This window comes from Adhaeribacter soli (assembly GCF_008727925.1).
GTDB classification, from domain to species: Bacteria; Bacteroidota; Bacteroidia; order Cytophagales; family Hymenobacteraceae; genus Adhaeribacter_A; species Adhaeribacter_A soli.
In genome coordinates this window covers 72,944-85,821 of sequence record NZ_VTWT01000004.1, presented here as the reverse complement: position 1 = coordinate 85,821, position 12,878 = coordinate 72,944, and the positions used below count along the sequence as shown (strand labels likewise).

At 44.5% G+C, this 12,878-nt stretch carries 11 protein-coding genes, 1 tRNA gene and 1 pseudogene; 7 read left to right on the top strand and 6 right to left on the bottom strand.

What is annotated here, in order from left to right:
- Positions 1-58 precede the first annotated feature (58 nt).
- The 6 genes from kdsB to F0P94_RS08495 all read left to right on the top strand — a co-directional run bounded on the left by kdsB (position 59) and on the right by F0P94_RS08495 (position 3,958).
- Positions 59-796 carry a 3-deoxy-manno-octulosonate cytidylyltransferase gene (gene kdsB, locus F0P94_RS08520; protein ID WP_150903461.1) on the top strand — a complete coding sequence of 246 codons (738 nt, stop codon included), beginning with the start codon at positions 59-61 and terminating at the stop codon, positions 794-796.
- A 316-nt stretch (positions 797-1,112) separates the two neighbouring features.
- Entirely contained in the window at positions 1,113-1,337 is a 225-nt protein-coding gene (locus tag F0P94_RS08515; protein WP_150903460.1) for a hypothetical protein, read from the top strand.
- A 171-nt stretch (positions 1,338-1,508) separates the two neighbouring features.
- Entirely contained in the window at positions 1,509-1,949 is a 441-nt protein-coding gene (locus F0P94_RS08510) for a hypothetical protein (RefSeq protein ID WP_150903459.1), read from the top strand.
- A gap of 202 nt (positions 1,950-2,151) precedes the next feature.
- Positions 2,152-2,862, top strand: a complete 711-nt coding sequence (locus F0P94_RS08505; RefSeq protein WP_150903458.1) for a hypothetical protein — start codon at positions 2,152-2,154, stop codon at positions 2,860-2,862.
- A gap of 105 nt (positions 2,863-2,967) precedes the next feature.
- Entirely contained in the window at positions 2,968-3,423 is a 456-nt protein-coding gene (locus F0P94_RS08500; RefSeq protein ID WP_150903457.1) for a GNAT family N-acetyltransferase, read from the top strand.
- 49 nt (positions 3,424-3,472) lie between these two features.
- Positions 3,473-3,958: an OsmC family protein gene (locus tag F0P94_RS08495; RefSeq protein WP_150903456.1), complete on the top strand. Its 486-nt coding sequence runs from the start codon at positions 3,473-3,475 to the stop codon at positions 3,956-3,958.
- 75 nt (positions 3,959-4,033) lie between these two features.
- Here F0P94_RS08495 and F0P94_RS08490 read toward each other — a convergent pair whose 3' ends face one another.
- From F0P94_RS08490 to gap, 4 genes are all read right to left on the bottom strand, one after another.
- Positions 4,034-4,381, bottom strand: coding sequence for a translation initiation factor (locus F0P94_RS08490; protein WP_150903455.1), 348 nt, complete (start codon positions 4,379-4,381; stop codon positions 4,034-4,036).
- Positions 4,382-4,383: 2 nt separating this feature from the next.
- Positions 4,384-5,265, bottom strand: a complete 882-nt coding sequence (locus F0P94_RS08485; RefSeq protein WP_150903454.1) for a diacylglycerol/lipid kinase family protein — start codon at positions 5,263-5,265, stop codon at positions 4,384-4,386.
- A 235-nt stretch (positions 5,266-5,500) separates the two neighbouring features.
- On the bottom strand, positions 5,501-6,346 hold the full coding sequence (locus F0P94_RS08480) for a universal stress protein (RefSeq protein ID WP_150903453.1): 846 nt from the start codon (positions 6,344-6,346) through the stop codon (positions 5,501-5,503).
- 461 nt (positions 6,347-6,807) lie between these two features.
- The gene (gene gap / locus F0P94_RS08475; protein ID WP_150903452.1) at positions 6,808-7,803 is read right to left on the bottom strand and encodes a type I glyceraldehyde-3-phosphate dehydrogenase; all 996 of its coding nucleotides are present in this window, start codon (positions 7,801-7,803) and stop codon (positions 6,808-6,810) included.
- A 202-nt stretch (positions 7,804-8,005) separates the two neighbouring features.
- Here gap and F0P94_RS08470 point away from each other — a divergent pair.
- Positions 8,006-8,077 (top strand) — tRNA-Glu (locus tag F0P94_RS08470).
- Positions 8,078-8,434: 357 nt separating this feature from the next.
- Here the strand turns inward: F0P94_RS08470 and F0P94_RS08465 are convergent.
- Together F0P94_RS08465 and F0P94_RS08460 are read right to left on the bottom strand one after the other, a co-directional pair.
- A pseudogene (locus F0P94_RS08465) lies at positions 8,435-9,615 on the bottom strand (IS3 family transposase).
- A gap of 80 nt (positions 9,616-9,695) precedes the next feature.
- Positions 9,696-12,650 carry a metallophosphoesterase gene (locus tag F0P94_RS08460; protein WP_150903451.1) on the bottom strand — a complete coding sequence of 985 codons (2,955 nt, stop codon included), beginning with the start codon at positions 12,648-12,650 and terminating at the stop codon, positions 9,696-9,698.
- Positions 12,651-12,878 lie beyond the last annotated feature (228 nt).

Here is a 12,878-nt window from a genome sequence, read left to right as displayed (position 1 = left end):
TTACGGCCTGTTGTTTTGTCTGAAAATCGGTATGTTTGTGAAAAGGAAAACCGATAACATGAGTATTTTAGGAATAATCCCGGCCCGCTACGCTTCCACCCGTTTCCCGGGAAAACCCCTGGCCGACATCGGCGGGAAATCGATGATCCAGCGCGTGTACGAACAGGCTGGTAAAGCCCGGCTGCAGAAAGTAGTGGTTGCCACCGACGATGCGCTTATTCTGGAACACGTGCAAAGCTTTGGCGGCAGCGCGGTAATGACCTCCGGCTCCCACGAAAGCGGCACCGACCGCTGTTTTGAAGCTTATCAGCAAAACAACGAGGAGTTTCAGTTCGTCATCAACATCCAGGGCGACGAGCCGTTCATTCAGCCTGAACAAATAAACCTGCTCGCCGACCTGCTGCAGGATACTACCGTGCAACTGGCTACTTTAATTAAAAAGATCCACATCACGGAAGAACTGCATAACTCCAACCTGCCCAAAGTCATTACCGACAACCACGGACAAGCCCTGTATTTCAGCCGCCAGACCATCCCGTTTTTGCGCAACGTCCCCCCTGCCGACTGGCTGCTGCACCATACCTTCTACAAACACATCGGCATTTACGGTTACCGCACCGACATCCTAGAGCAAATTACCCGATTACCAGTTGGCGTGCTGGAAAAGTGCGAAAGCCTGGAACAACTTCGATGGCTCGAAAACGGGTTTAAAATCCGCACGGCCGTTACCGAACTGGAAAACCTGGGCATCGATACGCCGGAGGATCTGGAGAAGGCAAAACGGTTTTTGGGGTAAGGTTAGGTTATAAACCTCCGTACCTAGTGGTGATAAGCCGAATATTCGGTATATACAGTAGTTGTATGGTATTTAAATTATAGATGAAAACAGTACTTAAAGCTTTAGGAATAACAACACTAATAATCATTTTGATTGCATGTGCTATATATTTCATAGCCTTGAGTGACTTAGAAGATTCATTCGAACCAACTATCACTAACGTAGAATTAATTTCAGAAAAGGATAACTCTTTTCAGAAAAGGATAACTCTAAAATCTACATTAAATCTAAAAATTGGGGAGTTACTGATGACCATCAAATTACTATCATAACCTTGAATGGAGAAAGAGAAGTTGAAGTTGACTCAACAGTTCAGTTAGTGTTTCATGGCCTAGAACCATTTCTATATCAAGTGAAGGAAGATTCTCTAATCTTGTTTGTAAGAGAGAAGGTTGAGATTCCAGCTGGCTTCAATACAAATTGGATAATCATACAAAATGAAATAGAAAACCCAGAAATGATGCGGCTGAGAACTAATCCAGAATACAGAAGAATGTAAAAAAACACCCATACAACAAGGTGCAGCTTTAACCCTTGCTACGCTGCGGGCTTCTGCTACACAAACCGTTAGCAATATTTTTAAATGATAATAAAATTCTCAAGCATCCTTTTTCTTTTTGTCTTATCAACAATTTTTAGTTTTTGCCAAAGATCTAAAAAAGAGTCAGTAATGGTCCACCCCAAGGATTTTGGGATAGACATATATGTTGGGGGTGGAATATGGGGACCATCTTTCCAAGCTAAGTTATTTACTCCAGATCTGTTAGATCATAGAAGAAGAGGTTTTAAAGTAAATACCTTATACATATTAAAAGGGCATCGTAGTGGAGAACCTGATACTTTTAAAATTAAATTTAATAAGGATGAAATAGATTCATTATACAGACTTTCATACACATATTTATCTGAATCTTACAAATCAGTTCAAGTAAGGGATAAAGGTATGACCACAATGGATGGACCTTCCATATCTGTTTCAATAATTTATGAGAAAAAGGAATTGGCTTGTACTGAATGGGATATGCAATATATTACTAGTCCATCAAAGGAAGCAGGTAATCTGTTTAGTTTTATAAATAAAAGGCTTCCAAAAGAATTTAAACTTTATTAAATCTTTTGCCAACATAAGCTAAAAATCATTAAAACGTTTTTAGCACAGCCGTTTGGCGTAATTAAAAACCAAATCATTATAGCTTTTGTAGAGTTTATCGTGAAATATACGCTACTAAAACAACTTGAATCTCATTGTTTAGCAGGTTCATCACTTAATTATTCAGCCATAGTATCTTAATCTACATAAGCTCATTTTTTGAATGAAAATCTTAAGTATTTTATTAGTTTTTACTTCATATCTATCATTCGGTCAATCATTCAAAAGTGACTTAAAGGAAGGATTGTATTCATCTTCTCCAGATTGGATAATAGTTCGCCAATTAACTTCCGATACTTTACAAATGTATAAACTACTCGAAACTAAGGAGCACTTTAACAAAGTTGCTTTAGTTCTTTTTGATTTCGTACCGGAAATACAAAATATTAACAAAAGAAGGAATCGAGCCACGAAAGTTGACGAATTTATTGTAATAAATGACCACAGATTTGCTCTTGTTTTTGGCCGGGATAGTCTATTTAATATTCTTAACTTTTTAAAAAAGGATACTGGTTATGAATATTATGGTTCTTCTTATAAAGTAAAAAGAAACTTATTGGTTGAATCAATAAGGAAAGACACTACTGATTATTTTACATTTTCAGCATTCACAATAGCGGATTTAAAAAAAATAAAAAAACTAAAGCCACTAAGCGCCATTAATGAAGAGGAATTCAACATTGTATTAAATATCCTTAAAAATAGAGAGGAAAAATATTTTAAACAGATTGAAAATAATGAATCCAGGTCTATGTATGGAACAGTTGAAATTCACGAAATTTTAGTTAAAATACTGCTGGAATTAGGTTACAATCCAATTTTGAAGATAGGTGAGTTTGATCAAATCTATAAAAAATATAAGCCGGAAAAATAAGAATAACATGCACCAAACAAGGTGCATGAGCCGTGCCACGCCCCACGGTCTCGCACGTTTTTTAGCCCAGCCTTAAGCCTCAGCCCAAATTCAGCCCCTCCCAAGATGATCAGACCTTACATCCCAGAAGACAAACCCGCCCTTCTAGCCATCCTGAAGCAAAACACGCCCCGATACTTCCACCCTTCTGAAGCAAACGATTATGAAGCATACCTTGAAAAGCACCGGGAGGATTACTTTGTAGCAGAAGAGAATGGAAAGGTGGTGGGTGCCGGCGGCATTAACTACTTTCCGGCAGAAAAACTGGCGCGGCTTTCCTGGGACATCATCGATCCCGATTATCAGGGAAAAGGTATTGGTAAGGAACTCACCCGATTCCGGATAAACGTAATAAAAAGCAATTCCGCAATTAACCAGATCGTGGTAAGAACCACCCAGCTTACGTACCGGTTTTATGAAAAAATGGGCTTCCGCCTGGAACGCACCGAAAAAGATTTCTGGGCCGAAGGCTTCGACCTGTACCAGATGCACCTGAACCTGCCGGATAGCACCATAGCCTGAAATCTTATCCTCCACTTTATTCGGATCTCTCAGATAATTTCAGCCAAAAATGAAAGAGCACGCTTACGAGATAAACCTGGAATGGACGGGAAACACCGGGGCCGGAACTTCGGGCTACCGGACTTACAAACGTAATTACCTTGTTTCCGGCAACGGAAAAGCCATGCAGATACCCGGTTCTTCCGATCCGGCTTTTTTAGGCGATGCCACGCGGTTCAACCCGGAAGATCTGCTGGTATCCGCGCTTTCCGCCTGCCACATGCTTTGGTACCTGCACCTGTGTGCGGTGAACAAGGTGGTGGTAACGGCTTGCTCCGATAAGGCTACCGGCCTTATGGAAGAAGCAGAAAACGGCAGCGGCAAATTTAAGGAAGTGGTTTTAAATCCGGTGGTAACGGTCGCGGACGAAACGATGAGGGCTACAGCAGCGACGCTTCACGAAGAGGCAAATAAAATGTGCTTTATTGCCAATTCCTGCAACTTTAAGGTAAGCCATAACGCTACCACCCTCGTAAGTTCAGACCAGAAAAGTTAAATCTGCCCAGCTCCGAAATTTGCTGCATTAAACAAAGCGGAGCCGAAAAAACGGTAGCTTTTCAGCTAGAAAACCTCAGCCGCCGGCCTTCTTTGCTTTGTACTTATTTTCGAGCAGAATCTGCAGGATCTTATCGCGGAAATCGCCCTGGATCACGATCTCGCCGTCTTTTATAGTCCCTCCTACCCCGCACTTGTTTTTCAGCAGTTTGCCCAGCTCTTTCAGGTCGTCTTCCTTGCCCACAAAACCGGTAACGAGCGTGACCTGCTTGCCGGCGCGCGCTTTTTTATCGAGCATTACTTTCAGGTTTTGCTGCTGGGGCGGTAGCGTTTCGGTCTCCTGGTCCGAATTGTATTCGTAGTTGAAATCGGAATTGGTGGAATACACCACGCCTTCCCGGTCTTTGCGCGATTGCTTGGCCATACTTAACTTGCGGGTATTAGAACTTCTAAACTTAAGGGTTTTATTTGTACGTGAAATTCGCAGGCTTCGCCCACATATTCCCCATCGGCATGAAAAGGCATCTGCTCTTTGGTTTGGGCGGTAATTTCCTGGGTTTTAAAGAACTCGGCGTGGCCGGAAGTAGCAATTTTTTTAGTTAACAGGCCGTAGCTAACCGCCATTGCCTTCTGCAGCGACAGCTCCCGGATCAGGCAAACGTCCAGCAAACCGTCCCGGATATCGGCCATGGGCGCGATGTAAGCGTTATTGCCGTATTGCGAGGCATTGGCAAAAGTCAGCACAAAACAGTCGGTTTCGAAGTTTTCGTGGTTTAGTTGTACCGTTGCTTTGCCGGGTTTGAATTTCGTAAATTCTTTCAGGATCAGTTCCACGTAGCTCCGTAAGCCGCGCCGGGCATTCCGGGCAAAAATAGAACTGATGTACCCGTCGAACCCGAAACCGGCCGTGCAGAAAAAGGGGTGCCCGTTAATGGTACAAGTGTCGATGCGGGAAAAAGTACTGTTGTGAAAAAGGTCCAGCGCCGCCGGTACTTCTAAAGGAATGTTCAGATGGCGCGCCAAGCCGTTGCCGGAGCCTTTCGGAATAATGGCCAGCGCCGCTCTGGTTCCCAGCAGCCCGCGGGCCACTTCGTTTACCGTACCGTCGCCGCCCACCGCTGCCACTACCCGGAAACCATCTTTCGCTCCCTGCCGCGCCAGTTCGGTGGCATGCCCGGCAAATTCCGTTTCCACTATATCAAAACTGTCTTCCGGCAAATGCTTCCGGATCAGGTCCTGAATATTCAGCTTATTTTGCCTTCCGGACTTCGGATTGATAATGAACAGGGTTTTGGCAAAATGAGGCATTGGAACAGCTTTCAGGTTTCAGTTGCCGAATTTACACGTTTTTGCTTTGAATTGCCGATGCTTGCCTGCTAAATCTTGCCAACCTTCCGGAAAACGCTACCTTTTGGGCCTGAAAAACTGCTAAAAACAAAAATCCCCAGCGGTAAAGCCTGTACTTCACCAACGGGGATCTTCGTTACTTCCCTGTGAAAATCATTTCCTCATTTCCGCATTTTCAAATCTTCAAATTTTCAAATTATTTCATGTGGCAGGTCAGGATCGGACGCTGGGCGTGGTTTACCATGTCTTCGGCAATGCTGCCGCTTAACAGGTGCGAGAAACCGGTCCGGCCGTGCGTAGCCATAATGATCAGGTCAGCATTTACTTCGTCGGCAAACGACAGGATACCGTCTTCCTCTACCGAATCGTTGTGAATGTTGAGCGTGTAATTTTCCAGGTTGTAGCGACGCACGAAATCTTCCATACGGGCTTTGCTTTCGCGGGAAGTACCGAACGTAGTTGGCGTGTTAATGTACACCAGGTGCACGTGCGCATTGAACAGTTTCTGGAAGTATTTCAGCACATCTACCGGGTACGGTGAATCTTCGCGGAAATTAGAAGGGAACACAATGGTTCTTACGTCGAACGGGCCGCTGTTAGCTTTCACGGTAAGTACCGGGCAATGCGCCTGGCGAACCACTTTCTCGGTATTCGAACCGATCAGCATTTCGTTCAGGCCGTCGGCGCCTTTGGTACCCATCACCACCAGGTCAATACTTTCCTGGGTGATCTTTTTCCGGATATTGTGGAAGATATCGTCCACATCTACCTCATCTAGAATGCGCACATCCGAAAACTGGTTAGAATTCATCATGCGGCGCATCTGGTCGCGGGTAGATTCCAGCAGCTTTACCATGTACAGTTGTTCTACCCCGCCGGAACCCATATAGTCGCCGGTAGCGGCAAAGTTCGGCGTGCCGTTCATTTCAATTACGTTCAGCAATTTTAGTTCGGCGCCGGAAAGGTGGGCCAGTTGGGTAGCAATATCAAAAGCGTGCTGCGCTTCGGCGGAAAAATCGGTAGGTACTAAAATCTTTTTCATAGGATGATGAATTATATATCGGGAGTTTGTTTGCTACAAGTCAGAAAGCAAATATAGGCCAATTTTCATATAAACAAAGTGACAGGTATCACTTTTTGCAGGGCATCTTGCTGTTGCTGTTACGTGAAAGTCTTCGTAGAGGGATGCCTGGCAGAAAACCTGGTTCATATTATTTAAGAGGGAATGAGTTTATTTTAGACTACTTCGTTTGCCCTTTCTTCAAACGGACAACCAAAGAGGTCAAAAAACGAACCCACCCCTGGCCCCTCCGAGCAGGGGAATTATCGGATAACGCAATAATTACTCGAATATATTTTTTGATCGAATTCCCCTCCTCGGAGGGGTTAGGGGTGGGTAAAGGAAAGTAACCGGAATGAGATGCTTACCTATCTGCAAACGTAAAACAAAAAAAGGCCTGCCGAAGCAAGCCTTTCTTTTTTATGCTAAAACGTAGCGTTTAATTATTTTCCCAGACGGGCAATCAGGTCGGCAGCACGGTTAGAGTAACCGGCTTCGTTGTCGTACCAGCCTACCACTTTCACCAGCGTTTCGTTGGCAGAAGTCAGATCCGCATCGAAAATACAAGAGTGCGTGTTACCAACGATGTCGATAGAAACGATCGGATCTTCGGTGTACTCCAGAATGCCTTTCATCGGGCCTTCAGCAGCAGCTTTCATAGCAGCGTTAATTTCAGCTTTGGTAGCCGGCTTTTTCAACACAACAGTTAAGTCGGTCATAGAACCATCCGGAATAGGAACGCGCATGGCAACGCCATCCAGTTTACCGTTCAGGTGCGGCAATACTAAACCAACCGCTTTGGCAGCGCCGGTAGAAGTAGGCACGATAGAATAAGCAGCAGCACGGGCACGACGCAGGTCAGAGTGCGGCGCATCCTGCAGATTCTGGTCAGCCGTGTAAGCGTGAACAGTAGTGATATAACCTTTGTCGATACCGAAAGCATCGTCCAGTACTTTCGCCATTGGGGCTAAGCAGTTGGTAGTGCAGGAAGCGTTAGAAACGATCGTTTCGGAACCGGTAAGGGTATCTTGGTTAACGCCTAAAACTACAGTTGGGATATTGCCTTTTGCCGGAGCAGAGATAACTACTTTTTTAGCGCCAGCCTCTAAGTGACCGCCAGCCCCTTTTTCGTCAACGAAACGACCGGTAGATTCTAAAACCACATCTACGCCCAAAGTACCCCAAGGCAGGTTTTTCGGCTCGCGCTCGGCATAGATCTTAATGCTTTTGCCGTTTACGTTAATGCCGCCTTCTTCCGCTTTTACTTCGCCCGGGAATTTACCGTGAACGGAGTCGTATTTTAAAAGGTGAGCAAGGGTTTTCGGATCAGTAAGATCGTTGATCGCTACAACTTCTACCCCTTCACGTTCCTGTAACGCTTTAAAAGTTAAACGACCAATACGGCCAAAACCGTTAATAGCAACTTTAATTTTTGACATAAGAGCTTATATATAAGTCTGTGAATGAATGACGCCGCGAAGTTACAGTTCTGTTTTGGTAAAAACCAATTAATTTTTTCTTTCTCAGAATGAAGTTGTTAAGGGGAAGCGTTAAAAAAATTGAAAAAATATTTTGCTTCGAAAAAACAGCCCGCTATATTTGCACCACCAAAACAGACAAGGACGTTTGTTTTCCTAAGATGGTCCATTCGTCTAGGGGTTAGGACACCAGATTTTCATTCTGGTAACAGGGGTTCGATTCCCCTATGGACTACTAAAAAGGCCTTTATTTCACTGTAAAGGCCTTTTTTATTTATCCTGCGTACACATTTGCGTACGAACTCTTCGTTGTAATTGCCCTACAACTCTTTAGTAACTCATACCTTCCCCTTAAAAGAAGTCAAACTCCTGAGCTAAATTCCTGAAAGGGATCTGTTTCATTTGCTCCAGCACTTCAGCTACAATCGGAAAAGCAAAATCATCTTGGAACCAGACGATAGCTAAGGCAGCATAATCAGCATCCGGACAAGCATAATCATGAAGCCTCGCTAAACAAGTAATGCGGGTGTAAGTACCCCTTTTTAGAGCAATTATAAAAGTAGACTTTTTTAAAAATCATCTACTACCACTACTATGAAGTGGGAATGTGGTAAACCTGTTGTGGTGGCCTTGCGTGGCTGGTCAGGTTTTCCATATTTCCACTTTCTTTTTTGAGCGGCCATTCCCTTGGCGTGTGGTTTCTTAATGCTTCATGCGGCCTTTGGGTATTGTAATGCTCTATCCACTCATTGGTCAGTTGCCGGACCTCCTCAAGGTCAAAGAACAGTTAGCTATCCAGTATTTCTCTGCGGTAACTGCCGTTGAAGCGTTCTATATAGCCATTCTGCATCGGCTTGCCCGGCTGGATATATTGGATGCTGATCTTTTCCTTTTCACACCATAAGGTAAAGTCAGCGCTGGTAATCTCCGGCCCGTTATCCACTCGTATGGTTTTGGGCTTTCCCCGCCAGTCTATAAGCTGCTCCAGGCTGCGGACCACGCTTTTGGCTCCGATAGACGTGGACACTTCAATGGTGAGCGCTTCCCGGTTGCAGTCATTGATCACGTTCAGGGTCCTGAACTTATTGCCCGAAGCCAGTGATTCACTCATAAAGTCCATGCTCCAGCTGCTGTTGAGCTGCTGCGGTTGCTCTAAAGGCTGCTTTACCTGGGCAGGCAGCCTGCGCTTGCCTCTTCTTTTTTTGTTTAGCTTCAGCAGTTTGTAGACCCGGTACACGCGCTTGTGGTTCCATGCTTTACCTTTTCTCCTCAGGCAGGAGAATAGCTTCCTAAAGCCATAAGCCGGATGCGCAGCTGCCAGCTCCTGCAGGGCTGAGATCACTTCTGAATCATCCCGGCAGCTTTTATAATAGTATTTTGAACGCGATAGCCCGCTTAAACTACAGGCCCTGGAAACCGATAGACCATGATCTGAAACAATCTCTTCAGCTAAGGCTTTCTGCTGCCAGGGCCCCAACCTTTTTTGACCCGCAGACGTGCGTCAACATCGGGTCGATTACCTTCTTGAGAATAGCATGGTCCAGGCTCAGGGCGGTAAACATCTTTTTAAGCCGCTGGTTTTCTTCCTCCAGCTCTTTAAGCCGCTGCAAGTCCGATGCCTGCATGCCACCATAGCGGCTCTTCCACTTGTAAAAAGCTGCCCGGCTGATCTCCAGCTCCCGGCAAATGTCCTCGGCCTTACGGCTTACTGCCTGCTTCATGCTCCTTTAAAGCCTTTACGATCTGGCTCTCGGTGAATCTTGTCTTTTTCATCTTATCAGTTTAAAATTAAACATTTCTGTCTACTTTTAAACTGTCCCAATTTTAGGGATACTTATAGGGTACTTACACTTTTAATTAGTAATTAAAACCTTTTGGGCCTTAGTTCTATCTTTTCCTATAACCTGAACAAAGTAAATGCCGGCTGCCAAGTTACTGGTATCGATAGTAGTACTACCTACAATTGTTGCCGACTGAACGAGCATTCCATTACTATTCGTGATCATTATGTTCATCTCCTCTGCAGGATCAGCTTCAATAGATATGCTGGTACCTTTTTGCATATGGCTCGGGAAGATCCTTGGTAATTCACTGGCAGGCTTCAACTGGTTATCAATTCTTGTAACTGAATTATCTTCTGCAACATTAACTACTTTTGCGGGAGAAGTTACTTTTATTTTAAACACATCAGTCAGGCAATTATTACTATCAGTTACTTTAAAAGTGGTATCTCTGGTGGCATTAACGGTTATGCTTTTACTTGTTGCCCCGGTAGACCACTTATACGATCCCTGCCAGGATGCGCTTAGTTGTACAGGGGTATTAGAGGCAACTGTTTTAGTGCTGGTTTTATTAACGTTCTGCATAATGGTGTATTGATCAGCAATTTTGCCATCCTGGTTTAAAAACTTAGCATCCAGCCGGTTATCTGTTACTTCCAGGTAAAGCATGCCCCCCCGGTTGAAGGAAAACGGCATGGCATTGTGGGGCCACGCCGAAGCTACCTTTCCATCCGCACCTCCGGCAGAGCCGGCAATCGTATAAACAGTTCCATGGTTTTTTGCCCCTGTTACCGTTACGTAAGGGCATGAATTATTACTGCCATCGTATTTTCCGCTGGAAGTGCTTTTGGCATGCGCTGATTTACTAAATGATTTTTCCCAGCCATAATGTTTATTCAACAGATAAGACCGTTCATAGGAATGACTATGGCCACATAAAACCAGATCGACCCCACCCCGCTCCAGGATCCGGAGAAAGTTCTGCCTGATCTTGAACATTTGGTCTTCGGTATCTGAATTATGCGTACCCATAGAATATGGCGGATGGTGCCAGAACGCGATTACCCATTTCTTCTTATTTGCCGCCAGATCTTTCTTAAGCCAGTTAACCTGTACGCCAAGCGTATCATAAAGCCTGGTATTGCCTGGCTTTTCGGTACCGTAGGAATCGAGGCTGATAAAGTGGATGTTTCCCCAGTCATAAGAATAAAATGCTTCTGTACCGGAAGGTACGCCGCCACATTCCCCGGCAGTTGGCATTGAGAATATTTTATAGTAAGGATCAGTTCTGGAGGCCTGATTGCCATAATCATGATTCCCAGGGGTAGGAAAAATGATGTGGTTTTTAAGAATAGTAGAACCATACGGATTGAAAAAGTTTGCCTGATATTCGGCATCTGTTCCGTCATCATAAGCATTGTCGCCGAGTAAAAGCATGAGTTCTGCCGGGTTTTGCCCGGTATGGGTTAAATATGAATTTAAAGTTGCGGCCTGGCTACCTTTGTAATCCATTCCGCAATCCCCAAAAACAGCGATCCGGATCTTGCCGGTAGTTTCTGCCGAAGGAGCGGTTTTAAAAAAATTGTTTTTATCGCCTTGTAACACGTTTTTCGTACTGCCCAGCCGGTAATAGTATTTTGTATTGGTTTTCAACCCATTAATCCTTACCTCATGTTCGGTAGTAACAGTTGGGTTGGAGGCGCTGAGGGAATAGGTGCCATAAACGGTTCCTACTTCAATTCTGGAATCTGTAGGACCATTGGTGCGCCAGCGGACCGTTACCCCAGATTGATTTCCCATTTGCAGGTAGGGACCACGGGTTATTTTTATTGGTTTACCTACCAGTTTCAGGTCGAAGGCCATGTCTGCTGAAGTTGCGCCGTTCTGGTGAATCTCCACTGCAATTACATTGTTGCCATTTACAAAAGCTGTCTTGTTTATGGTAAAATTATGGGCAGTACTTCCATCCGTAGCACCTGAAGCCAGCGTCTTATAATTTATGGCGCCACCAGGCAAATTATTCCGGTAAACCTCTACGCCGTTAATAAATATCCGTACCCCATCGTCTCTTTTAACCGATCCTGAGAAAGAAGCATACTGGTCTTTATCTGTAATAGAGATGCTCTTTCTGAAATAAGTGGTGATATATTTATTGCTGGAAACTGGCCCGTAACCGATCAAGGTAGCCGCATCTTTAATTCCATAGCCAAATTTTGCCCGGCCGCTGGTCCATGAACCATCATTAAAAGAAAGGCCCGTCCAGGCTGATCCCTGATCTGTGCCCTTATCGTGATATTTCCAGATAGCGCCATAAGGGATGATCGTTCCTGGTTCGGGCTGAACAAAAGTGGCGCTAATGTTTTTGTGGCCGTCCATGGTAACTGTCAGCGGATTGGTTGTTCCGGAAGCATCACCTTGCCACCCCGTAAATTGAGCACCCGGATCGGGCGAAGCTGTAAGTAATACTTTAGTACCAGATGCATATGCGGCCTGGTTTGGGCTTTTCGTTACTACCCCACTGCCGGTGGAAGCTAAATTCAGGTTAAACTGCGAGGTGCTTGGCAAATCTGTTACTTTAAAAGTAAAGGTTACGGCCGCGCCGGCAATGCCTTTGCCATCAGGCTCTGCAAAACATTGCACCTTTAAAGTATAACTTCCTACTGTTGGCGTCCAGCTAAAATAATCCCCGGCTTTATCGCCCTGCAATGCATAATGAGGACCAATATTATCGGTTCTTACTAAAGTTTCCTGGCCGCTTAAATTAAAAACCACACTACCCACAGTTGCAGGATTGGTAACAGCCTGAATATTAAGCTTGCGGCCAGGCAAAGCCGCTAGGTTCAATACCTCTCCTGAAACCAGGGCTTTGATCTTCAGATTTGTAGTAGGGTTAATAAGGTTTAAACCTGTTACACTTCCGGCCTGACCGTTACAAACTGCTGCTGAGAAAATACTGATAATTAAAAACGCTATGCTTTTCCGAATAAAATCAAATAAGGACCCTGGCTTCTTTTTTACCTTCTTCATAAATTAAACAATAAGTACACTATAAACATCTGATATTAAACCTATTGAAACACATCTGATTCATAAGGAACTTCCTGTTACCTCATAATTGGATATTGCTCAGTTAAGCATTTATGTATCGGAAGGGTGGGTTCTTATAGAGGCGGTTACTACTGCTTTACGGCAATTCTTGGATTAGTTACATTTTACTTGGTCACACTTCAAGTTTTAAAAGACTACAGCCCTTTA

Coding starts and splice junctions, on each gene's coding strand:
- F0P94_RS08500 (WP_150903457.1), top strand. CDS start 2,968: ATGATCAGACCTTACATCCCAGAAGACAAACCCGCCCTTCTAGCCATC.
- F0P94_RS08485 (WP_150903454.1), bottom strand. CDS start 5,265: ATGCCTCATTTTGCCAAAACCCTGTTCATTATCAATCCGAAGTCCGGA.
- F0P94_RS08495 (WP_150903456.1), top strand. CDS start 3,473: ATGAAAGAGCACGCTTACGAGATAAACCTGGAATGGACGGGAAACACC.
- F0P94_RS08510 (WP_150903459.1), top strand. CDS start 1,509: ATGGTCCACCCCAAGGATTTTGGGATAGACATATATGTTGGGGGTGGA.
- F0P94_RS08490 (WP_150903455.1), bottom strand. CDS start 4,381: ATGGCCAAGCAATCGCGCAAAGACCGGGAAGGCGTGGTGTATTCCACC.
- gap (WP_150903452.1), bottom strand. CDS start 7,803: ATGTCAAAAATTAAAGTTGCTATTAACGGTTTTGGCCGTATTGGTCGT.
- F0P94_RS08505 (WP_150903458.1), top strand. CDS start 2,152: ATGAAAATCTTAAGTATTTTATTAGTTTTTACTTCATATCTATCATTC.
- kdsB (WP_150903461.1), top strand. CDS start 59: ATGAGTATTTTAGGAATAATCCCGGCCCGCTACGCTTCCACCCGTTTC.
- F0P94_RS08460 (WP_150903451.1), bottom strand. CDS start 12,650: ATGAAGAAGGTAAAAAAGAAGCCAGGGTCCTTATTTGATTTTATTCGG.
- F0P94_RS08480 (WP_150903453.1), bottom strand. CDS start 6,346: ATGAAAAAGATTTTAGTACCTACCGATTTTTCCGCCGAAGCGCAGCAC.